This window comes from Streptomyces albireticuli (genome assembly GCF_002192455.1).
Lineage (GTDB): Bacteria > Actinomycetota > Actinomycetes > Streptomycetales > Streptomycetaceae > Streptomyces > Streptomyces albireticuli_B.
The window spans coordinates 4,878,966-4,901,550 of sequence record NZ_CP021744.1; the positions used below are offsets into that span (position 1 = coordinate 4,878,966).

General features: G+C 73.7%; 19 protein-coding genes and 1 tRNA gene. 17 read left to right on the forward strand and 3 right to left on the reverse strand.

Going from position 1 to position 22,585, the window contains the following annotated elements; translation table 11 throughout:
- Positions 1–148 precede the first annotated feature (148 nt).
- Positions 149–430 (forward strand): HU family DNA-binding protein, encoded by a 282-nt coding sequence (locus SMD11_RS21010; RefSeq protein ID WP_004951951.1) that lies wholly within the window; start codon positions 149–151, stop codon positions 428–430.
- Positions 431–799: 369 nt separating this feature from the next.
- On the opposite strand, the gene murA is transcribed toward SMD11_RS21010, so the two are convergent.
- Positions 800–2,140: a UDP-N-acetylglucosamine 1-carboxyvinyltransferase gene (gene murA / locus SMD11_RS21015; protein WP_087927913.1), complete on the reverse strand. Its 1,341-nt coding sequence runs from the start codon at positions 2,138–2,140 to the stop codon at positions 800–802.
- 263 nt (positions 2,141–2,403) lie between these two features.
- Here murA and SMD11_RS21020 point away from each other — a divergent pair, with 263 nt between their 5' ends.
- The 13 genes from SMD11_RS21020 to SMD11_RS21080 all read left to right on the forward strand — a co-directional run bounded on the left by SMD11_RS21020 (position 2,404) and on the right by SMD11_RS21080 (position 18,286).
- The gene (locus tag SMD11_RS21020; RefSeq protein ID WP_087927914.1) at positions 2,404–3,000 is read left to right on the forward strand and encodes a YqgE/AlgH family protein; all 597 of its coding nucleotides are present in this window, start codon (positions 2,404–2,406) and stop codon (positions 2,998–3,000) included.
- Between the two features lie 142 nt (positions 3,001–3,142).
- Positions 3,143–3,445 carry a DUF3039 domain-containing protein gene (locus tag SMD11_RS21025; RefSeq protein ID WP_087927915.1) on the forward strand — a complete coding sequence of 101 codons (303 nt, stop codon included), beginning with the start codon at positions 3,143–3,145 and terminating at the stop codon, positions 3,443–3,445.
- Between the two features lie 160 nt (positions 3,446–3,605).
- A complete protein-coding gene (locus SMD11_RS21030; RefSeq protein WP_234366107.1) occupies positions 3,606–5,000 on the forward strand; it encodes an extracellular solute-binding protein in 1,395 nt (464 codons plus the stop codon).
- Complete coding sequence (locus SMD11_RS21035; RefSeq protein ID WP_087927917.1) at positions 4,997–5,938, forward strand: carbohydrate ABC transporter permease; 942 nt, start codon at positions 4,997–4,999, stop codon at positions 5,936–5,938. The genes SMD11_RS21030 and SMD11_RS21035 overlap by 4 nt, the downstream gene beginning before the upstream one ends.
- Complete coding sequence (locus SMD11_RS21040; RefSeq protein ID WP_087927918.1) at positions 5,935–6,792, forward strand: carbohydrate ABC transporter permease; 858 nt, start codon at positions 5,935–5,937, stop codon at positions 6,790–6,792. Before SMD11_RS21035 ends, SMD11_RS21040 begins: the two co-directional genes overlap by 4 nt.
- A gap of 4 nt (positions 6,793–6,796) precedes the next feature.
- Positions 6,797–8,488 (forward strand): beta-N-acetylhexosaminidase, encoded by a 1,692-nt coding sequence (locus tag SMD11_RS21045; protein WP_234366108.1) that lies wholly within the window; start codon positions 6,797–6,799, stop codon positions 8,486–8,488.
- A gap of 295 nt (positions 8,489–8,783) precedes the next feature.
- A complete protein-coding gene (locus SMD11_RS21050; protein WP_087927919.1) occupies positions 8,784–9,683 on the forward strand; it encodes an FAD binding domain-containing protein in 900 nt (299 codons plus the stop codon).
- The gene (locus SMD11_RS21055) at positions 9,680–11,863 is read left to right on the forward strand and encodes a (2Fe-2S)-binding protein (protein ID WP_234366109.1); all 2,184 of its coding nucleotides are present in this window, start codon (positions 9,680–9,682) and stop codon (positions 11,861–11,863) included. The genes SMD11_RS21050 and SMD11_RS21055 overlap by 4 nt, the downstream gene beginning before the upstream one ends.
- Positions 11,864–11,886: 23 nt before the next feature.
- On the forward strand, positions 11,887–14,229 hold the full coding sequence (locus SMD11_RS21060) for a xanthine dehydrogenase family protein molybdopterin-binding subunit (RefSeq protein ID WP_234366437.1): 2,343 nt from the start codon (positions 11,887–11,889) through the stop codon (positions 14,227–14,229).
- Between the two features lie 107 nt (positions 14,230–14,336).
- On the forward strand, positions 14,337–14,840 hold the full coding sequence (locus SMD11_RS21065) for a hypothetical protein (RefSeq protein WP_087927920.1): 504 nt from the start codon (positions 14,337–14,339) through the stop codon (positions 14,838–14,840).
- A gap of 24 nt (positions 14,841–14,864) precedes the next feature.
- Positions 14,865–16,511, forward strand: a complete 1,647-nt coding sequence (locus SMD11_RS36850; protein WP_087927921.1) for a WXG100 family type VII secretion target — start codon at positions 14,865–14,867, stop codon at positions 16,509–16,511.
- 19 nt (positions 16,512–16,530) lie between these two features.
- The gene (gene mycP, locus SMD11_RS21075) at positions 16,531–17,754 is read left to right on the forward strand and encodes a type VII secretion-associated serine protease mycosin (RefSeq protein ID WP_087927922.1); all 1,224 of its coding nucleotides are present in this window, start codon (positions 16,531–16,533) and stop codon (positions 17,752–17,754) included.
- Between the two features lie 100 nt (positions 17,755–17,854).
- Entirely contained in the window at positions 17,855–18,286 is a 432-nt protein-coding gene (locus SMD11_RS21080) for a hypothetical protein (protein ID WP_087927923.1), read from the forward strand.
- A gap of 140 nt (positions 18,287–18,426) precedes the next feature.
- On the opposite strand, the gene SMD11_RS21085 is transcribed toward SMD11_RS21080, so the two are convergent.
- Positions 18,427–18,498, reverse strand: a tRNA-Cys gene (locus SMD11_RS21085).
- A 111-nt stretch (positions 18,499–18,609) separates the two neighbouring features.
- Positions 18,610–19,485, reverse strand: a complete 876-nt coding sequence (locus SMD11_RS21090; protein ID WP_234366112.1) for an alpha/beta fold hydrolase — start codon at positions 19,483–19,485, stop codon at positions 18,610–18,612.
- Positions 19,486–19,589: 104 nt separating this feature from the next.
- On the opposite strand from SMD11_RS21090, the gene SMD11_RS21095 reads away from it, so the two are divergent.
- The 3 genes from SMD11_RS21095 (at position 19,590) to SMD11_RS21105 (ending at position 22,377) form a co-directional block, all read left to right on the forward strand.
- A complete protein-coding gene (locus SMD11_RS21095) occupies positions 19,590–20,495 on the forward strand; it encodes a LysR family transcriptional regulator (RefSeq protein ID WP_087927925.1) in 906 nt (301 codons plus the stop codon).
- A gap of 275 nt (positions 20,496–20,770) precedes the next feature.
- A complete protein-coding gene (locus SMD11_RS21100) occupies positions 20,771–21,325 on the forward strand; it encodes a cysteine dioxygenase family protein (RefSeq protein WP_087927926.1) in 555 nt (184 codons plus the stop codon).
- Positions 21,325–22,377 (forward strand): YeiH family protein, encoded by a 1,053-nt coding sequence (locus SMD11_RS21105; protein ID WP_087927927.1) that lies wholly within the window; start codon positions 21,325–21,327, stop codon positions 22,375–22,377. The genes SMD11_RS21100 and SMD11_RS21105 overlap by 1 nt, the downstream gene beginning before the upstream one ends.
- The last annotated feature ends 208 nt before the right edge of the window (positions 22,378–22,585 follow it).

Below are 22,585 nucleotides of genomic sequence, written 5' to 3' on the forward strand. Positions count from 1 at the left end.
ATTGGCTTTCCCGCCACTGGTGGGGGCAGGATGCGTAACCGGGCGCGAGGGTCTGGCAACAGACCCGGGTCCGGGGACTGTCCGAGGGCCCTGGCAGCATCGGCTTCGATCTCACGCCTCATTGGCAAGAAGAACACGGGAGTACAACATGAACCGCAGTGAGCTGGTGGCCGCGCTGGCCGACCGCGCCGAGGTGACCCGCAAGGACGCCGACGCCGTCCTGGCCGCGCTCGCCGAGACCGTCGGTGAGGTCGTCGCCAAGGGCGACGAGAAGGTCACCATCCCCGGCTTCCTGACCTTCGAGCGCACCCACCGTGCCGCTCGCACCGCTCGTAACCCGCAGACGGGCGAGCCGATCCAGATCGCCGCCGGTTACAGCGTGAAGGTCTCCGCGGGCTCCAAGCTCAAGGAAGCCGCCAAGGGCAAGTAAGTCCCTCAGCGCGAAGGGCGGCCACCCCACGGGGGTGGCCGCCCTTTTGGCTTGCCATGGCCTGGACGGGCCCCTTACGGGCCTGTAAGGGGCCGTAGACGCGCGAAAGCGCCCGCACCGACCTTCGTGGTCGGTACAGGCGCTTACGGGCCGTCAGGGCCGCGCCAGAGCTTCCCAGCTCAGAGCTGTCGTGGACTCAGGTACGGCCGCGGGCTCGGACGCGGACCGGATGCGGCAGCGGGTCAGGCTTCCGTGCCGCCGGGCAGCTCGACGTCGGCACCCGGCTCCTTGAGCTTCTCCATGCTGTGCTGGCCCGGGGGATGACCCCCGGACCCCCAGCCGGGGCGGGCCCGGTGGGGGTGGCGGCCGTCAGGCTTCCGTGCCGCCGGGCAGCTCGACGTTGGCACCCAGCTCCTTGAGCTTCTCCATGAAGTTCTCGTAGCCGCGGTTGATCAGGTCGATGCCGTGCACCCGGGACGTGCCCTGGGCGGCCAGGGCCGCGATCAGGTACGAGAAGCCGCCGCGGAGGTCGGGGATGACCAGGTCGGCGCCCTGGAGCTTGGTCGGGCCGGAGACGACCGCCGAGTGCAGGAAGTTGCGCTGGCCGAAGCGGCAGGCCGAGCCGCCCAGGCACTCGCGGTAGAGCTGGATGTGCGCGCCCATCTGGTTGAGCGCGGAGGTGAAGCCGAGGCGGGACTCATACACCGTCTCGTGGACGATCGACAGGCCCGAGGCCTGCGTCAGGGCCACGACCAGCGGCTGCTGCCAGTCCGTCTGGAAGCCGGGGTGGACGTCGGTCTCCAGCGCGATGGCGTTGAGCGAGCCGCCCGGGTGCCAGAAGCGGATGCCCTCGTCGTCGACCTCGAAGGCGCCGCCGACCTTGCGGTAGGTGTTGAGGAAGGTCATCATCGACCGCTGCTGCGCGCCGCGGACGTAGATGTTGCCCTCGGTGGCCAGCGCCGCGGACGCCCAGGAGGCCGCCTCCAGGCGGTCCGGGAGGGCGCGGTGGTTGTAGCCCGTGAGCGAGTCCACACCGGTGATCCGGATGGTGCGGTCGGTGTCCATGGAGATGATCGCGCCCATCTTCTGCAATACGCAGATGAGGTCCTCGATCTCCGGCTCGACGGCCGCGTTGGACAGCTCCGTGACGCCCTCCGCCAGGACGGCGGTCAGCAGCACCTGCTCGGTCGAGCCGACCGAGGGGTAGGGCAGGCGGATCTTGCAGCCGCGCAGCCGCTGCGGGGCCTCCAGGTACTGGCCGCCCTCGCGCTTCTCGATGGTCGCGCCGAACTGGCGGAGCACCTCGAAGTGGAAGTCGATCGGCCGGCCGCCGATGTCGCAGCCGCCCAGGCCCGGGATGAACGCGTGGCCCAGCCGGTGCAGCAGCGGGCCGCAGAACAGGATCGGGATGCGCGAGGAGCCGGCGTGCGCGTCGATGTCGGCGACGTTGGCGCTCTCCACATGGGAGGGGTCCATGATCAGCTCGCCGGGCTCGTCGCCCGGGCGGACCGTCACACCGTGCAGCTGGAGCAGACCGCGGACCACCCGCACGTCGCGGATGTCGGGGACATTGCGCAGCCGGCTCGGTCCGCTGCCGAGCAGCGCGGCGACCATGGCCTTCGGCACGAGGTTCTTCGCGCCGCGGACACGGATCTCGCCCTCGAGCGGGGTGCCGCCGTGGACAAGCAGTACATCGTCAGGGCCGGTCATGGATCTCGCGTTCCTGGAGTTGGGCAGGGGGGCAAGAAGAAAGGGTAATGCGACCGGAGGGCCCTCCTGCGTGCGTAAGGGGGCTCCGGGTATGTCATGGCTTCGCAACAACACGCTGCGTTAATGGAATGGTCGCTACCGGTTATCTCCGTGGCCTTGCTTTTCCCTCTCCCGGTCCCCCCTGCCCCGTTTCCGGCGTCCCATGTCCCTTCGGAGTGGTCGTCCACCCTCCGCAACGGCCCGAAATGCGGGATCATGTGCCCATGTCCGAGGTGTCCTCGCTCACAGGACGGCTGCTTGTCGCGACACCGGCGCTCGCTGACCCGAACTTCGACCGTGCGGTGGTGCTGCTCCTCGACCACGACGAGGAGGGCTCCCTCGGTGTGATCCTCAACCGCCCGACGCCGGTCGGCGTGGCCGACATCCTGGAGTCGTGGGCGTCCCTCACGGGCGAGCCCGGCGTGGTCTTCCAGGGCGGCCCCGTCTCGCTGGACTCCGCGCTGGGCGTGGGCGTGGTGCCGGGGGAGGGGCACGAGAAGGGCGAGAAGGGCGCCACCACCGGGGACGGCCCGCTCGGCTGGCGCCGGGTGCACGGCGCCATCGGCCTCGTCGACCTGGAGGCCCCGCCGGAGCTGCTGGCGGCGGCCCTGGGCTCGCTGCGGATCTTCGCCGGGTACGCTGGCTGGGGGCCCGGCCAGCTGGAGGAGGAGCTGGTCGAGGGCGCCTGGTACGTCGTGGAGTCCGAGCCGGGCGACGTCTCCTCGCCCGAGCCCGGACAGCTGTGGCGGGCGGTGCTGCGGCGCCAGCGCAACGAGCTGGCGATGGTCGCCACGTACCCGGACGACCCGAGCCTGAACTGACCCGGCCGCCCCGGAGCGGGCGCCTCCGGCGCGGCCCCGCCCGGCCCCCGGCGGCCCGGCGGGCGGCGGGTCCCGTGCCGGGCGGTGACAGGCCTGCCCAGGGAACGGCCCCGGGCCCCGGCCCCCAGTACTCTTGGAAACCATGAGCACTCTTGAGCCCGAGCGCGGGGCAGGGACCGGCACCCTCGTAGAGCCGACGCCGCAGGTGTCGCACGGCGACGGCGACCACGAGCGCTACGCCCATTACGTCCAGAAGGACAAGATCATGGAGAGCGCCCTCTCCGGATCGCCTGTGGTGGCACTGTGCGGCAAGGTCTGGGTCCCCGGTCGCGACCCGAAGAAGTACCCGGTCTGCCCGATGTGCAAGGAGATCTTCGACGGCATGGGTGCCGGCGGGGACAAGGACAAGGGCGGCAAGGGCGGCAAGGGCGGCGACAAGAAGTAGCCGGAGTTCCTCCCCGGGCCTCTCCCGTCCGGGCCTTTTCCCCAGGATTCCCACGGCCCCCGGAGCGCGTGATCGCGCTCCGGGGGCCGTTTGCTCTTGTCCGGCGGGTCGGACGCCCCTAGCCTCCTCTCAGTTGTGCACTGCGAAACGTGCGTTGCGCATGCTGCAACGCCTCGACGTGGGAGGGGAGCCCATGGCGTCGCTGTCACCACCACCCGCCCCGGGACCCGGCAGACGGGCCGCCCGTACGGCCCGGACGGCCCGCAGGAACCGGGCCGCGCGGGCGCTCGGCCTCGTGGTCGCGGCACTCACCGCGGCGGCCGCCTGCGCGCCCTCGACCGCCGTCCCCGGCGGCCGGGGCGACAAGGGGACCGGCACCTTGCGGGTCTGGCTCTTCCGGGAGGTCGACAACGCCCCCAAGGCGGCCGTCGTCGACCGGGCCGTCGCCGCTTTCACCAAGGACCACCCCGGGGTGCGGGTCGACGTCGCCTACATCCCGGTCGAGACCCGCGCCCAGCGGGTGAAGGCCGCCTTCAACGACCCGCGCAGCGCCCCCGACCTCATCGAGTACGGCAACACCGACACCGCCGGCTATGTGAAGGACGGCGGCCTGGCCGACGTCACGGCCGATCTCGCCGCCTGGGCCGAGGCGAAGGACACCGACCCGGCGGCCCGCCGGTCGGTGACCGTGGACGGCAAGGCCTACGGGGCGCCCCTGTTCGTCGGCGTCCGGGCGCTGTACTACCGCACCGACGTCTTCGCGGAGCTCGGCCTGCGCCCGCCGCGCACCCTCGGCGAGCTCGCCGCCACCGCACGCCGCGCGCACCGGGAGCGGCCCGGCCTCCACGGCCTGGCCGTCGGCGGCGCGTACACCTACGGCGCGCTGCCGTTCCTGTGGGCGCACGGCGGCGGCATCGCGGAGAAGAAGGGCCGCGGCTACGTCTCCACGCTCACGGACGAGCGGGCCAAGAAGGGCATCGCCGCCTGGACGGACCTCTTCGGCGACCACAACTGCCCGCGGAGCAGCTGCGCGCAGATGGGCGGCAACGCCACCGTCGAGTCCTTCGCGTCCGGCAAGGCGGCCATGGCCATCGGGGGCGACTTCAGCCACCGCGCTGTGGAGAACGGCAAGGTCAAGGGCGCCTACGCGGTCGTACCGCTGCCCGGTGCGGCGGAGGGCGACATCGCCCCGGCCTTCGCCGGCGGGAACAACCTGGGCGTCCTCAAGAGCAGTTCCCACCGCACCCTCGCCGTGGACCTGATGAAGACGCTGGCCGGGAAGCGCGCCCAGGCCGACCTCTTCGACGCCATGGGCTTCCTGCCCACCTTCACCGACGTCCGCGCCGCGGCGGCCCGCCGGCAGCCCTTCGTCCGGCCCTTCGTGGACACGCTCGACGCCGGCGCCCGGTCCGTCCCCGCGACGCCCGGCTGGGCGGCCGTCGACGCCGCGCAGGTGCTGCCCGTCATGTTCCAGGAGATCGTCAGCGGCCGCCGGAGCCTGGACGCCGCCGCGGCGAGCGCCGCCAAGAAGATGAACGCGGCGTTCCGCGGATGACGGCCACCGGCACGCGCGTGTCCCGCGCCTCCCGCCCCGGCCGCCGGGCCGGCGCCTGGACGCCCTGGCTCTACCTCGCCCCCGCGCTCGTCCTCATCGGCGGCCTGCTGGTCTACCCCCTCTACCAGCTCGGCCTCATCTCCTTCCTCGAATACACCCAGGCCCAGGTCAGCGGCGGCGAACCCACCTCCTTCCAGGGGCTCGGCAACTACACCGAGCTCTTCGGCGACCCCCAGTTCCGGCAGGTGCTCCTCGCGACGGTCGTCTTCGCCGCCGCCTGCGTCCTCGCCACGCTCGCCGTCGGCTGCGCGCTGGCCGTCCTCCTCACCCGGGTACGGGCCCTGCCGCGCCTCGCGCTGATGCTCGCCGCCCTCGGCGCCTGGGCCACCCCGGCCGTCACCGGCTCCACGGTGTGGCTCTTCCTCTTCGACCCCGGCCTCGGGCCCGTCGACGCCGCCCTGAGCGCGCTCGGCCTCTCCGGCTTCGAGGGCCACTCCTGGACGTACGACCGCTACAGCGCCTTCGGGCTCGTCCTCCTCGAAGTCGTCTGGTGCTCGTTCCCCTTCGTGATGGTGACCGTCTACGCGGGCATCCGGGCCATCCCCACCGAGGTGCTGGAGGCCGCCGCCCTCGACGGCGCCTCGCAGTGGCGGATCTGGCGCGGGGTCATGGCGCCGATGCTCCGGCCGATCCTCGTCGTCGTCACCGTCCAGTCCGTCATCTGGGACTTCAAGGTCTTCACCCAGATCTATGTGATGACCAACGGCGGCGGCATCGCCGGGCAGAACCTCACCCTCAACGTCTACGCCTACCAGAAGGCCTTCGCCTCCTCGCAGTACAGCCTCGGCTCGGCGATCGGCGTCGTCATGCTGCTGATCCTGCTGGCCGTCACCCTCGGCTACCTGAGGCTGCTGCGCCGTCAGGGGGAGGAGATATGAGCGCCCTCCGGATCCGCCGCCCGTGGCGGCTCGCCGCGGAGGCCGCGGCCCTGCTCGTGGCCGCCGTGGTGGCCTTCCCGCTGTACTGGATGGTCCTCGCCGCCTTCAAGCCCGCGGACGAGGTGCAGTCGGCCGAGCCGCGCCCCTGGACCCTGCGGCCCTCGCTCGACGCCTTCCGGCGCGTCTTCGACCAGCAGGACTTCGGCCGCTACTTCCTCAACAGCCTGCTCGTCGCGGCGGCCGTGGTCGTCGCCTCCGGGCTCGTCGCCTTCCTCGCCGCCACCGCGGTGACCCGCTTCCGGTTCCGCTTCCGGACGACGCTGCTGGTGATGTTCCTGGTGGCCCAGATGGTGCCGGTCGAGGCCCTGACCATCCCGCTGTTCTTCCTGATGCGGGACGTGGGCGACGCGGTGCCGGGCATCGGGCTCAACACCCTCGGCTCGCTGATCCTGCCGCACCTCGCCTTCTCCCTGCCCTTCGCCATCTGGATGCTGCGCGGCTTCGTCCGGGCCGTCCCCGAGGCGCTGGAGGAGGCCGCGTACCTCGACGGGGCGAGCCGGGCGCGCTTCCTGTGGCAGATCCTCTTCCCGCTCGTGCTCCCCGGCCTGATGGCGACGAGCGTCTTCTCCTTCATCTCGACCTGGAACGACTTCCTCTTCGCGAAGTCCTTCATCATCAGCGCCACCGAGAACTCCACCCTGCCGATGGCGCTCCTCGTCTTCTTCAAGGACGAGGGCAACGACTGGGGCGGCATCATGGCGGCGTCGACCGTCATGACGGTGCCCGTGCTGGTCTTCTTCGTACTCGTACAGCGGAGGCTCGTGTCGGGCCTCGGCGGAGCGGTCAAGGACTGAGGACATGAGTGACTTCGGCACGTACGACGACATGGACCTGATCCCGGCGCCCCGGAGCGTCCGGCCCGCGCCCGGGGAACCCGGGCAGCCGGAGGGGAGGGGCCACACCCTCGGCGAGGACACGGGGATGGACGCCCGGCCCGGCACCGAGCACGTCGCCCGCTGGCTGCGGGCGACCGTCGGCGCCGCCACCGGGCTGCCGCTGGCGCCGCACCGCGGCGGCCGGAGCCGCGTCCTGCTGCGGATCCTGCCCGAGCTCGGTGACAGCGAGGGTGAGGGCGGGGGCGGCGGCCCGGAGGCGTACCGGCTGGCCGTCGACGGCCACCACGTCGAGATCTCCGGCGCGAGCGCGGCCGGTGTGTTCCGGGGCGCGCAGACCTTCCGTCAGATGCTCGGCCCGGCCGCCTTCCGCCGGGCGCCGGTGACGGGGAAGCGGGAGTGGGAGCTGCCGCCCGTCGTCGTCGAGGACGCGCCCCGGTTCGGCTGGCGCGGCGTCCTCCTCGACGTCGCCCGCCACTTCACGCCCAAGGACGGCGTGCTGCGCTTCCTCGACCTGCTCGCCGCGCACAAGCTCAACGTCCTCCACCTCCACCTGACGGACGACCAGGGCTGGCGCCTGGAGATCGAGCGCTACCCGCGGCTGACGGAGGTCGGCGCCTGGCGGGCGCGGACCAAGCTCGGCCACCGGGCATCACCGCTGTGGGACGAGCGGCCGCACGGCGGCTTCTACACGAAGGACGACATCCGCGAGATCGTCGCGTACGCCGCCGAGCGGCACATCACCGTCGTCCCCGAGATCGACGTGCCGGGCCACTCGCAGGCCGCCATCGCCGCGTACCCGGAACTGGGCAACACCGACGTCGTCGACACCGCCGCGCTGTCCGTCTGGGACACCTGGGGCGTCAGCCCGAACGTCCTCGCCCCCGCCGACCACACCCTCGCCTTCTACGAGAACGTCCTCACCGAGGTCCTCGAACTCTTCCCCTCGCCCTTCGTCCACCTCGGCGGCGACGAGTGCCCCAAGGACCAGTGGAAGGCGTCCCCGGCCGCCCACGCCCGGATCGAGGCGGAGGGGCTGGGCGACGAGGACGGGCTCCAGAGCTGGTTCATCCGGCACTTCGACCGGTGGCTCGCCGAGCGCGGCCGGCGGCTCGTCGGCTGGGACGAGATCCTGGAAGGGGGCCTGGCGCCCGGCGCCACCGTCTCCTCGTGGCGGGGTTACGCGGGCGGCGTCGCCGCGGCGAAGGCCGGGCACGACGTGGTGATGTGCCCCGAGCAGCGGGTCTACCTGGACCACCGGCAGGCCGACGGGCCGGACGAGCCCGTGCCGATCGGCTACGTCCGCACCCTGGAGGATGTCTACCGCTTCGAGCCCGTGCCGCCCGAGCTCACGGGGGAGGAGGCCGCGCGTGTCCTCGGCGCCCAGGCCAACCTCTGGACCGAGGTGACGGAGACCCAGCAGCGCGTCGACTACCAGGCGTTCCCCCGCCTGGCCGCCTTCGCCGAGGCCGTCTGGTCCGCGCTGCCCGCCCCCGCCGAGCGCGACTACCGCGGTTTCGAGCGCCGCATGACGGCCCATTACGCCCGCCTCGACGCCCTCGGCGTCGACTACCGGCCACCGGGCGGCCCCCGTCCCTGGCAGCGTCGGCCCGGTCTCCTCGGACGCCCGCTCGACGGCGAGCCCCCGATCGTGTGAGCCGTCCCGAACCGCCCCGTCCCCGCGCCGGCCCCCTGGCACGGTGGTTCCTCCACACACACCGTAAGTCGTACAAGGGGCCCTGATAGTCCCCTAATCATGGCAATCCGTACAGACTGGCAACACTGCTGAAAAGCGGACCATTCGCCAGGCCGGGGACGGACCGGCGGTTCGTGGACCCTCGCGACGGCGGGCTCGGAAGATGTGCCAGAGTTGCCACGTCCGGGCCGACAGCACGTACCGTACGGCGGGATCAGGCGGAACAGTCGGGACCACCGGGGAAGGGGCAGCTGGGTTGACCACGCACGCACCGCAGGCGGCGCACACGGTGACGTTGCCGGGCTCGCTCGACGAGGCCGTGGCGGCACTCTCCGCCATGCCCGCCGCCGTGCCCGTCGCGGGCGGCACCGATCTCATGGCCGCCGTCAACTCGGGGCTGCTCCGGCCCGCCGCCCTCGTCGGCCTCGGCCGCATCAACGAGATCCGCGGCTGGCAGTACCAGGACGGCCACGCCCTGCTCGGCGCCGGACTCACCCACGCCCGGATGGGCCGGCCGGACTTCGCCGCGCTCATCCCGGCGCTCGCCGCCGCCGCCCGCACGGCCGGGCCGCCCCAGATCCGCAACGCGGGCACCCTCGGCGGCAACATCGCCTCCGCGGCCCCCACCGGCGACGCGCTGCCCGTGCTCGCCGCCCTGGAGGCCACCCTGATCATCGCGGGCCCCGGCGGCGGCCGCCGCGAGATCCCCGTCGGACATCTGCTGACCGGCTTCGACATGCTGCGCCCCGGCGAGCTGATCGGCTACGTCCGGGTGCCGCTGCTGCACGCCCCGCAGGCCTTCCTCAAGGCCACCGGCCGCACCGGCCCGGGGCGCGCCGTCGCCTCCGTGGCCGTCGTGCTCGACCCGGCCCGGCGCAACGTCCGGTGCGCGGTGGGCGCGGTCGCGCCCATGCCGCTGCGCCCGCTCGACGCCGAGCACTGGGTCGCCTCGCTCATCGACTGGGACGGCGAGCGCACCCTCGCGCCCGAGGCCTGCGCCGCCTTCGGCGACTACGTCGCCGCCGCCTGCATTCCCGACCCCGCGCCCGCCCCCCTCGAAGGCGGCGAGCCGGGCACCCTGCCGCCCGCGGCGCTGCACCTGCGGCGTACGGTGGCGACTCTGGCCCGCCGAGCACTGGGGAGGGCACTCGCGTGAGTGACGAACAGCAGCGACACGCCCAGGCCGCCGGACCCGGCGGCTGGCAGCCGATCCCGCGCGGCGGGGAGTTCGACGAGGGCACCACCTTCCTGCAACTGCCGCCGGAGCTCCTCGCCCACCCGGGCGCGGGGCTGTCCGGCGGTGGCGGCTGGGACCCGCTCGCGGCCACCGGCGGAGGCGGCTACACCCCGCCCGTCGGCGAGCCCTGGCAGCAGCCCCAGGCGCCCGTACAGCAGCATCCGGAGCAGCCGGAGGCACAGCGGCCCGGCGGGGACCACCCGGCGCCGCAGAGCGCCCCTGAGCCCGTCCAGGCGCCCGGTCAGCAGTGGGCGGGGGAGTGGGGCGCTCCGGCTCCCGCGCCCTACGAGCACCCGCACGCGGCCGCGGAGCCCGCCGGTGCCGACCCGCACGCCACGGCCGAGTGGGCGATGCCCTTCGCCGCCGGTGACGGCGCGGACGGACGGCACGCGACGGAGACGGGGCTGAGCCAGGGTCAGGGCCGGATCCACGGCCGGCTCCGGGACCAGCTCCAGGACCGGCTTCAGGACCGGCTCCAGAGTCAGGCGCACGACCCGGCCCAGGCCTTCGGGCAGCAGGCCCAGGCGCACGACTACGGGCAGGTCCCGGGCCACGCGCACTGGAGCGTGCCGGCCGCCGGTGACGACCCGGTGGACGAGTCCGGCGAGTACCTGCTGCACGGCCGCACCGCCCCGCAGCCGCACGTCCACGGCGACCCGCACGCCCGTACCGACCACCACCTCCCCCCGGACCCGCACGGCACCGACGGCCACGGCACGCACTGGGCGGCACCCGCCCCGGAGGCCGCGCCGCTGCCCGACGGCGCCCTCGGCACCCCCGGCGCCTGGGAACAGCAGGTGGCGGCCGCCCCCGTGACCGCGTCCGTCGGCGGCCCCCTGGGCGCCGTGCCGGGCGGGGACACCGGCGCGAGCGGCCAGTGGACGATCCCCGTGGCGTCCGGCGACACGCCGGAGGAGTCCGGGGAGTACGCCCTGGACGCCTTTGCGGATGCGGCCCCCGGGCCGGTCCCGGGCCCGCCCGCAGCCATGGCCGCAGCCTTCCCCTCCGCTTCCGTCCCGCCCGCCGAACCGGCTGCGGGACCGGTTCCGGGCAGTTCCGCGCACCCGACCGGTGTCACCGGTACGGGCGATCATCCGACCAACGTGTGGACGTCGTCCGGCCCGGTGCCGGCCGCCGCGCCCGAGCCGGAGACCGAACCCGTACCGCCCGTCGCTCCCCAGCCGGTGGCCGAGGCCCCGGCCACCGGGGAGCCGGCGCCCGACGGGCCGGAGCCCGTGGCCGACGGCGGGACGGCGCCGGAGACACAGCCGGAAGCCCCCGCGGCCCCCGCAGCCTCCGCGCAGGAGCGGCCGGAGACACCGGCGGACGCCCACCCGGAGCAGCCCGGGGACGCCTCCGCGGCACCCGGCGTACCCACGGCCCCCGGCGCGGCCGCCGAGCCCGCGCACCCGGGCGACGGCGCCGGACCGGACCTCGGCGCGGGCTTCGAAACCGCCCCCGGCGCGGCTCCGGAGCCGGCCCCCGAGGCCGACCCCGCCCCGCAGCTCCCGCCGCACACGGAACACCCCTGCGCCTCGTACGTCCTGCGGGTCAACGGCACCGACCGGCCCGTGACCGACGCCTGGATCGGCGAGTCGCTGCTCTACGTCCTGCGCGAGCGCCTCGGCCTCGCCGGGGCCAAGGACGGCTGCTCGCAGGGCGAGTGCGGCGCCTGTTCCGTCCAGGTCGACGGCCGGCTCGTCGCCTCCTGCCTGGTGCCCGCGGCGACGGCCGCCGGCGCCGAGGTGCGCACGGTCGAGGGGCTCGCCACCGGCGGCCGCCCCTCGGACGTCCAGCGGGCGCTCGCCGACTGCGGCGCCGTGCAGTGCGGATTCTGCGTGCCGGGTATGGCCATGACCATGCACGACCTGCTCGAGGGCAACCACGCCCCGACGGAGCTGGAGACCCGCCAGGCCATCTGCGGCAACCTCTGCCGCTGCTCCGGCTACCGGGGCGTGCTCGACGCGGTGCGCCAGGTCGTCGAGGAGCGCGCGGAGACGGCGGCGGCACCGGAAGAGCCGCAGCCGGACGCGGACCAGGCACGGATCCCGCACCAGGCGGGCCCGCACGGCGGCGGAAGCGGAAGGGCAATGGAATGACGGGAACGGGCGGCATGGGCGGCATGACGGGAACGGCGGGCGCGGCGGGCACGGCCGACGGCGCCGTGACCACGGCCCCCGTCACCTCGCCGGCCCTCGCCGGCCCCGCCGAGCCGCCGCCGCACGGCCTCGGCGTCTCCCTCCCCGCCGCCGACGCGGCCGCCAAGACCCAGGGCATCTACCCCTACGCGGCGGACCTGTGGGCCGAGGGCCTGCTGTGGGCCGCGGTGCTGCGCTCGCCGCACCCCCACGCCCGCATCCTCTCCGTCGACACCACCGAGGCCGCCCGGATGCCGGGCGTCCGGGCCGTCGTCACCCACGCCGACGTCCCCGGCGACACCGCGCACGGCCGCCGCATCGCCGACCGGCCCGTCTTCGCCTCCGAGATCGTCCGCCACCACGGCGAGCCGATCGCCGCCGTCGCCGCCGACCACCCCGACACCGCCCGCCTCGCCGCCGCGGCCATCGCCGTCGAGTACGAGGTGCTGGAGCCGGTCACCGACCCCGAGCAGGCCTTCTCCGCCGAGCCGCTGCACCCCGACGGCAATCTCATCCGCCACATCCCGCTGCGCTTCGGCGACCCCGAGGTGACCGGCGAGGTCGTCGTCGAGGGCCTCTACCGCATCGGCCGCCAGGACCCCGCGCCCATCGGCGCCGAGGCGGGCCTCGCCGTGCCGCGCCCCGACGGCGGCGTGGAGATCTACACCGCCTCGACCGACCCGCACGCCGACCGCGACCTGGCCGCCGCCTGCTTCGGCCTGGCCCCGGAGCGCGTCAAGGTCGTCGTCACCGGCGTCCCCGGCGCGATGGGCGACCGCGAGGACCCGGGCATGCAGCTCCCGCTCGGCCTGCTGGCCCTGCGCACCGGCCACCCGGTCAAGCTCGCCGCGACCCGCGAGGAGTCCTTCCTCAGCCACCCGCACCGCCACCCCACGCTGCTCCGCTACCGCCACCACGCGGACGCCGAGGGCAAGCTGGTGAAGGTCGAGGCGCAGATCCTGCTGGACGCGGGCGCGTACGCCGACTCCTCGGGCGAGGCCCTGGCCGCGGCCGTCTCCTTCGCCTGCGGCCCGTACGTCGTCCCGCACGCCTTCGTCGAGGGCTGGGCGGTCCGTACGAACAACCCGCCCTCCGGCCACGTCCGCGGCGAGGGCGCCATGCAGGTGTGCGCCGCCTACGAGGGCCAGATGGACAAGCTCGCCGCCCGGCTCGGCATGGACCCGGCCGAGCTGCGGCTGCGCAACGTCATGGCCACGGGCGACCTGCTGCCCACCGGCCAGACGGTCACCTGCCCGGCCCCGGTGGCCGAACTCCTCCGCGCCGTACGCGACTACCCGCTGCCCGCCCTCCCGCAGGACGACCCCGAGCAGGACTGGCTGCTGCCCGGCGGCCCGGACGGCGCCGGCGAGCCGGGCGCGGTCCGGCGCGGCGTCGGCTACGGCCTCGGCATGATCCACATGCTGGGCGCGGAGGGCGCGGACGAGGTGTCCACGGCCACGGTCAAGGTCACGGGCTCGGTCGCCACGGTCATCTGCGCGGCCGTCGAGACCGGCCAGGGCTTCACCACCCTCGCCCGGCAGATCGTCCAGGACGTCCTCGGCCTCGAAGAGGTCCACGTCGCCCCCGTCGACACCGACCAGCCCCCCTCCGGCCCCGGCGCGCGCAGCCGCCACACCTGGGTCTCGGGCGGCGCGGTGGAGCGCGCGGCCCGCATGGTGCGCACCCAGCTCCTCCAGCCCCTGGCCGCCCAGTTCGGGATGTCCACGGAGCTGCTGACCATCGCCGACGGCAAGATCACCTCGTACGACGGCGTGCTGAGCACGACGGTGGGCGAGGCCCTGGACGGGAAGGAACTCTGGGCCACCGCCCAGTGCCGCCCCCACCCGACCGAGCCCCTGGACGAGACCGGCCAGGGTGACGCCTTCGTCGGCCTCGCCTTCTGCGCCGTCCGCGCCGTCGTCGACGTCGACGTCGAGCTGGGCTCCGTGCGTGTGGTGGAGATGGCCGTCGCCCAGGACGTCGGCCGCGTCCTCAACCCCGCCCAGGCCCGGGCCCGCATCGAGGCCGGCATCACCCAGGGCGTCGGCGCCGCCCTCACCGAGAACCTCCGCACCTCCGCCGGCCAGGTCCGCCGCCCCGACCTCACCGGCTACGCCCTGCCGACCGCGCTGGACACCCCCGACATCCGCATCGTCAAGCTGGTCGAGGAACGCGACGTCGTCGCCCCCTTCGGCGCGAAGGCCATCAGCGCCGTCCCGGTCGTCACCTCCCCGGCGGCGGTCGCCTCCGCCGTACGCGCCGCGACGGGCCGCCCGGTCAACCGGCTGCCGATCCGGCCGCAGGCGGCCGTGGTGACGTCGGGCTGAGCGGCCCGTTGAGTATCCGTACTTAGGTGCGTGTCACCGCTCGGTATTAGTGTGTAGCGTGAAGTCACCTGCGACGGCGGGTGAATGGGGGAAGGCAGAGAACGGACGTGGCCGAGCACGCGAAGCCCGGGGCACCGGGGGACGAGCCGAAGGGCGGCATGGCCGCCGAGTTGGCCTCCCTCAAGAAGTTCAAGGGCCGGATCGACGACCTCTTGACGAAGCTCGGTGAGTCGGACGGCGCGCCGACGAAGGTCGCCGACACCGGCCTCTCCGAGGCCGCCCTCGGCAAGGGCTTCAACGCGGCCGGTGCCCTGTACAAGGTCTACCAGGACGTCCACACCGACCTGTCGACGCTCGCCAAGCTCCTCAACGACCAGATCGACGCCCTGAGTTCGGCGGTCCTGGACGCGCACGGCGGGTACGCCCACACGGACGCGGAGGAGCGCGACAAGCTCTGGGCGATCCACGACCGGATGCGGCGTCAGTACGACCCGAAGCTGGATCCGCACGGGGACCAGCAGCCTACGTCGACGTCACGGACCGGCGAACGCAAGGAGCTGCACGCCACGACCCCCGACGCCGGCGGATCGCGCCCGCGGACCAAGCTCTAGACGAGGGAAGGACTCAGATCACCCATGGCTGACCGAGCACCGCTCCCGAGGAGCGCCAAGGACCCGCGCAAGCCGCAGGCGTACGAGGAACAGGACTTCTTCACCATCCCGCACCAGAAGCTGTGCGAGATGGTCGAGGGGGCCGACCACGAGCGGGTCTCCGAGATCGCCAAAACCCTCAAGGGCGCGGCCAAGGCCATCAAGACGCTCGGCGATGATCTCAAGAAGCATGTGGACGGCGTCGTCTGGGACAGCGACGCGGGCGAGGCCTTCCGCAGGTGGGGCGCGTCCATGAGCAACGAGTCGGCCCGTCTGAGCGAGTACGCCAAGACTGCCGGCGAGACCATGGCGGACGCGGCCTCGAACCTCCGCGAGGCCACGAAGATGCCGAAGTACTCCGCCTCGGACAAGGCTCTTGTCGACTCCTGGGTCAAGGCGCACCCCTACGTCTTCGGCGGGGTGCCCAACCCCCTGATCAACCTTGTGGACAAGGGGCTCAACCTGGGCGGCACGAGCCAGAAGGCCGCTTACGACGCGCAGAAGCGGATCGCCGACGATCACCACCACGCGGCGGCGCTGATGAAGAAGCTGGCGGAGTCGTACCACCAGACGGGCACACAGATCTTCGCGGTGCAGAGGCCGAACTTTCCGCCGATGCCCGGGATGATCATGCCGAACGCGGACTTGCAGGACGGGGGCGAATACGAGCCGCTGCCGGGTGGGCCCGGTGCGTCGTCCGGAGGCGGTGGAGGCGGGGCGCCAGGGGCGTTCGGCGGTGGGTCGTCCGGTGGTGGCGGTATGGGGACAGCGGGCCCGTCCGGGCCGGGCGAACGGCCTGGCAGCCGCCCGGACCTGGATCTCTCCGGCGGCGCCGACGCGCCTCCCCGGCCTCGCATCCCCCTGCCGGACAGGCCTCCGGTCACCCCGCCGGACGCCGGCAGGCCGCACATCCCCGTGCCGCCTCCACCCGTGCCGAACTGGCCGGGTCCCGACCGGCGCCCCGACCCGAGCAGGCCGGGAGGCCGGCTTCCCGACCAGGGCCGGCGGCCGGCACCGAGGATCCCGGGCCCGGGCCTCCCGGGGCCCGGCCCCGTGCCGCGCCCGGACACCCGGCTGCCCCAGCCCGCTCCTGGCCCCGTGCCCCGGCCGGGCGGCCGGCTGCCGAACCCGCCGCACGACGGGATCGTCGGCGGGCAGCCCGGGCCGCGCGGCGGTACGTCCGGGCCCACGCAGAACCCGGGCCGGAGCAACGTCTTCGGTACGGAGCCGACGCAGCGACAGGGTCAGACCCGGCCGCCCATGGGCCCCGTAGGCGCGGGCGGGGGCTTCCCCGGCGTGTCCGGCCCTCCGGCGGGCCGCCCGGGTACCGGCGCGGGCCGGCACATGGCCACCGACCCCGGCGGGATCGTCGGAGGCCGCCCGGGCCAGCGCCCCGGCGGTGGGGGCACGCCCTTCACCCCGGGTGGCACGGGCCTGGTCCGTGGCGCGGGTGAAGGCACCGGCACCACGGCGGCCAGGAACGGCATGCCGGCCGGAATGATGCCCGGCGCGGGTCTGGGCGGCGCCACGCCGGAGCGGCGAGGTGGCGGTGGCCGTCGTCCCGACTACCTGGTCGAGGACGAGGAGACCTGGGCACAGAGCAAGCCCGTCGTGCCTCCGGTCATCGAGTAGCCGAGCAGAGGACATCCACATGCGCAGTGCCCGTGCCGTACGCGGGACATGGGCGGGAACGGCCGTCGCCGTTCTCGCCTCGCTGGCCGTGGCCGTGGCCTCGGCCACGCCCGCGCACGCCGACACCATCCGCTCCCGTCAGTGGCACCTGGACGCCATGCACGCGGAGGAGATGTGGGAGACGAGCACCGGCGCCGGGATCACGGTGGCGGTCATCGACTCCGGCGTGGACGCGACTCTGCCCGATCTGCGGGGTCAGGTACTCGAAGGGAAGAACTTCTCGGACAATCCAGGAGACGCACGTACGGACCCCGAAGGGCACGGCACGAAAATGGCCGCCCTCATCGCCGGCACCGGCAAGGCGGGAAGCACGATCGGCTCGTACGGCCTGGCTCCTGGATCGAAGATCCTTCCTCTCCGCGCGCGAGGGAAGAACTTCGAGGAGAGCTCCAGGATGACGGCAGCGGCCCTGCGATACGCAGCGGATTCCGACGCGAAGATCATCAATATCTCGATGGGCAGCTCGGGGCGCAGCGATGTCGAAGAGAGCGCTGTCACCTACGCCCTGAGCAAAGGGAAGATGGTCTTCGCCTCAGCGGGCAACTCGGGAGACAAGCAGAACGCGGTCGGATATCCCGCCGCTTACCCGGGTGTCATCGGCGTGGCCGGTCTCGACCAGGGTGGTGCCGCCGCCAAGTGGTCGCAGCACGGTCCTCAGGTCGATCTCTCGGCACCAGGAGCGGACATCGTCACGGCCTGTCCTGGCGGCACCGGGGTCTGCCGGAGCAATGGAACCAGTGACGCCTCCGCCCTCGCCGCCGCCTCCGCCGCGCTCATCTGGTCCGTCCACCCGGACTGGACCGCCAACCAGGTCACGCGCGTCCTCATCAATACAGCCGGTGGCACGTCCGGCAAGGAGAAGCGCGACGACTACGTCGGCTACGGAGGCGTACGACCGCGCATCGCCCTCAAGGACCCGGGCGATCCCGGCCCCGCCGATGTGAACCCGCTGCCGGGCCCGGCGGCTACGCCCTCAGCGGCGGCGAGCGGGCCGGAGGGCTCGGCGGACTCCAAGACCGCGGCCGACGCCCTGCCGCAGCAGAAACAACCCGCCACCGAAAGCGATGACTCCAACTCCACCACCTGGATCGCCATAGGCGCCGGAGCCGCGCTCCTCGTGGCGGCGGCTGTCGCCGTGCCGGTGGTGCTCGCCCGGCGGCGCAAGGCGGCGGAGGCGTCCTGAGTGCCGGGCCGTGGCCGGGCGCCCGCTCCCGTGGCAGCTGACCGAAGGGGCGAATAGGCTGGTCACAGGGGTCGAAATGGTTCGATCCGAGGAGCCTTCCATGAGGAAGAACGCACACCGCGCCTGGCGCGCGACGGGGATCGTCACCGCACTCGCCACGGCCGCCGCGATCGCCTCCGTAGCCCCGGTCCAGGCTCAGGCCACCGCTCCGGTCCCGGCTCGGGTCACGGCTGAGCTGTCCGCCTGGATCACCGACGGCTGGGGTGGCGGAACCGTCACCAGCCAGCCCGCCGGGATCAACTGTCACACGACGGCGTGGGACCCCTACGGGTCCGAGGAACCGCCGTGGAACCCGGCCGGCATCTGCACCGCGAGCTTCGAGATCGGCACGACGGTCACCTTCACCGCCACGCCCGACCCAGGGTCCTACGTCAACTTCCACCCCACGCCGAATCCCGTGACCGTGCGGGCCGGTTACAACTTCACGTGGGCGATGTTCTGCCCGGAGGACGGCCTCTGCTCGGCAGGCTAGCGGCTGCCCGGGCGACCGCACGGCGATCCCGTGTGCGAGATGTCGGCGGACGCGCGAGAGGCCCTGGCTCACGGGCCAGGGCCCCTTTTCCGGGATTGTTCTCCCGTCGCGGTCCGCCGGCGTCGTCAGCCGGGCGTCGGAGGCCGTGACCGGAATCGAACCGGCGTAACTCGCTTTGCAGGCGAGTCCCTCAACCACTCGGGCACACGGCCATGTCGTGCCTTCCCCACCGACAGTAGGGCCCGCCGGCGGCCTGTTCAACGGGTACGCCCCGGCCGCCATGCGACCGACATATCCCGTTCACGACCCGCCACTTGAGGGGCTCACGAGCTCAGGAACTCCTCCACCAGCGGGCGGAACAGCTCCGGTTCGTCCACCCATGGGTAGTGGCCGACCTCGTGCAGGGGCCTGAGGGTGGCGTTCGGCAGGGAGGCCGCGACGAGTTCGCCCGCGCGCATGCCGGAGAGGGCGTCGCGGTCGCCCGTGACGACCAGGGACGGGCACGCGACGTGGCGGAGGCGGTCGAGGAGGGCGAGGCGGGACGGTTCGTCGACGCCCTGCCAGAAGCCGGCGCGGGGGACCGGGCCGAGCTGGTCGGGTTCGGTGGCGGCGTGGGCCTGCTGGGGGGCTTCCCAGCGGCCGTAGGCCATGGGGGCCGCGCGGGCGAGCAGGGCGCGTACCTCCGTGAGGTCCGTGGTCGTGGGGAGGGTGTGGACGGCGACGTACGCGTCCACCCACCAGTCCTCCGTCGCGCGGGACTCGAAGATCTCCTCGGCGTCCGTGGGGAGTTCGCCCTGGAGGCGGGAGCCGGGGGCGACCAGTACCAGGTGGGTCAGGTGCTCGCCGTGCGTCGCCGCGTACGCCTGGGCCGTCGCGCACGCCGCGTCGTGGGCGAGGAGGGCGAAGCGCTCCAGGCCCAGGTGGCGGCGGAGCGCCTCCAGGTCCTCCGCGAGGGCGGGGAAGGCGTAGCCGGCCGGGTCCGGGGCGGGCGGGGAGGCGCCCGTGCCGCGGCTGTCCGGGATCACCAGGCGGCGGTGCGCGTCCAGGCCGCCGAGGTCGCCGAGGTACGCGGCGTCCCGGCCCGGCCCGCCGGCCAGGCAGACCAGGGGCGGCGCGTCCGGTGGCCCCGACTCCCGGTAGGCGAGCTCCGCCGTGTCGTACGAGACGTAGTACGCGGGGTCACGCGACGAGTGATTCATTGCGTTGTGCGGCATAAGTCCCAGCCTGCCCCAGAAATCCGTTGATCCAGAAGCGACCCCCCGCCCTCTCCCCTCCTATCCCAAATTCCGCTTATGATTCCGGCGTGTTCGACTCGCGGCACATCAAGACGTTCCACGCGGTGGTCACGGCCGGTTCGTACTCGGCGGCCGCCCGCGCCCTGGGGTACACCCAACCCGCGATCACCCAGCAGATGAAGGCCCTCGAACGGTCGGTGGGCACCCCGCTCTTCATCCGCGTCGGCCGCCGGATGCGGCTCACCGAGGCCGGCGAGGCGCTCTCCCGGCACGCGGAGACGATCCTGGACAGCCTCAGCACCGCCCAGCAGCAGATGAGCTCCCTCACCAGGCTCCGCTCCGGCCGGGTCCGCGTCTGTGCCTTCCCGAGCGCCAGCGCCACCCTGGTGCCGGAGGCCCTCGCGGGCCTCGCCGCCGCCCACCCCGGCGTACGGGTCGAACTGCTGGAGGGCGAGCCCCCCGACTCCATACACCGCCTGGTGCGCGGCGAGTGCGACATCACCCTCGCCTTCACCTACCCCGGCCTGCGCGAACAGGTCCCGGACGAGGTGGTCGAGACCAGGCTGATGGAGGATCAGCTCACCATCCTGATGCCCACCGGGCACCCGCTCGCCCGCCGCCGCGCCGTCCAGCTGGCCGACCTCACCGAGGAGCGCTGGATCGCGGGCTGTCTGCGCTGCCGCACCAACTTCCTGCACGAGTGCGCCGAGCTGGGCTTCGCCCCCGACATCGCCTTCACCACGGACGACAACCTCGTCGTGCAGTCGCTCGTCGCCGAGGGGCTCGGCGTCGCGATGATGCCGGGGCTCGTGCTGTCCTTCCTCCGCCACGAGAAGATCACCGGCCGGGCCCTGGACCCCGCGAGCCGCCGGCAGGTCTCCGCCTACGTCCTCCGCGAGCACCTCCGCGTACCCGCCACGGCCCTCGTCCTCGACGAGCTGCGCGCCGTCGCCGCGCGGCGGGTGGGCTGCTGAACGACCACGGGAGGCGACGGGACCGCAGGGGCAGGGGTCCGGGGCGCTGACGTGTATTTGCGGGCCCCAGGAGGGGGTTCCCTCGCGGTTCCGGGCTCCGGGCCCGTAAATATACGGCCCCGGACCCCTGCCCCGGAGGGCCCGGCGCCGCACCCCGGACGGCCCCGCCCGGACACCCCTGCCCGGACACCCCGCCCCATCCATAAGCCGGCGTTGGCCCCCCGCCAACAGACTGTCGTTGGACCGATGGATCAGGCCACCTCGACGCTGCTCGTATGACCACTCCCACCGCAGCCCCCACGACCGCGCGCCTCGGCCAGCTCGTCGACGACGTGCGCGAGGCCGTAGGCCGCGGCCTGCCGCCCGACACGACGGCATACCTCGTCGGCGAGCGGCTCGCCGCGCACCTCGGCGCCGCCGACCTCCTCACCCCGGAACAGCGCGAGGGCCACCCCGACCGCTACCGGCAGCACATCCTGCACGCCGAGTCCGACGGCAGCTTCTCCGTCGTCGCCCTCGTCTGGATGCCCGGCCAGCAGACCAGCGTCCACGACCATGTCTCCTGGTGCGTCACAGGAGTTCACGAGGGCACCGAGAGCGAGCGCCGCTACCGCCTCGTCCCCGACGGCACCACCGCCCGGCTCGTCGCCACCGAGGACGTCGTCAACCACCAGGGCGACATCTGCGGCTTCGCGCCGCCCGGCGACATCCACCGGGTGCGCAACGCCTGTTCCACCACCGCCATCTCCCTCCACATCTACGGCGCCGACATCGCCCGCCTCGGCTCCAGCGTCCGGCGCGTCTACGACCTCCCGGCCGACGAACTCTGATGGCCCTCCTCACCGCGCGGACCGGCCACCGCCCGGCCCCCGCCACCGGGCGCGGGCCCGGCCCCGGCAAGCTCCCCGGCCTGGCCATGGCCGGCGGCGGCGTCGCCGTCGCCTGGGCCGTCCACGAGCTCGTACCGGCCGTGCCGATGCTGACCGCCGCCGTCGTGCTCGGCATCGCGTCCGCCCACCTGCCCGGCGTGCGGGCCGCGGTGCGCGGGGCGGCCCGGCCCGGACTGACCCTGGCCGGCAAGCGGCTCATGCGGATCGGCGTCGTCCTGCTCGGCCTCAAGCTGAGTCTCGACGACGTGCTCGGCCTCGGCTGGGCCACCGTCGCCATGGTGGTCGCCGTGGTCGCGGCCACCTTCTGGGGGACGCTCCGGCTCGGCCGCCGGCTGGGGCTGCGCGGCGACCAGCCGCTGCTGATCGCCACCGGCTACTCCATCTGCGGCGCCTCCGCGATCGGCGCGGTCAGCGAGGTGTCCGGCAGCGACGAGGAGGACGTCGCGACGTCCGTGGCCCTGGTGACGCTCTGCGGCACCCTCGCCATCGCCGTCCTGCCGCTCCTGCACCACCCCCTCGGCCTCGACGACGCCCAGTTCGGCCGCTGGGTCGGCGCGGGCGTCCACGACGTCGGCCAGGTCGTGGCCACCGCGCAGACCGCCGGGCCGGCCGCGCTCACCGACGCCGTGCTGGTCAAGCTGATGCGGGTGGCCCTGCTGGCCCCGCTCGTCGCGGCCGTCGCCGTCTCGGTCCGCAACCGGCGGCGAGGGCCTGCGAAGGCGTCCGGCAAGCGGCCTCCGCTCGTCCCGCTCTTCGTCCTCGGCTTCCTCGCCATGGTCGCCGTCCGCACCACCGGATGGCTGCCGGGCGGTGCCCTCGACCTCGCCGGGCACGCCCAGGAGCTGCTGCTGGCCGCGGCCCTCTTCGGCCTGGGCAGCGCCGTGCACCTGCCGTCGCTGGCGCGGACGGGTGGGCGGGTGGCGGCGCTGGGGCTGTGCTCGTGGGTGGTGATCGCGGGGGCGTCGTACGGCGGGGTGCTGCTGACGACGTGAGGCGGCGGGCTGTGCGGCGCCGGACGATCACTTCGGCCCGGTGCGTGTCCTGCGGGCGGCCCTTCCCCAGCCCCGCCCCTTCCCGACCGGGGCTCCGCCCCGGGCCCCGGTCCTCAGACGCCGGACAGGCTGATTCCCGACCCGGCCCGGGAGGGCCTTCGGCCTAGGGCTCACGGATGACGAGATTCCGGTCGCTCGGCAGGCGCCG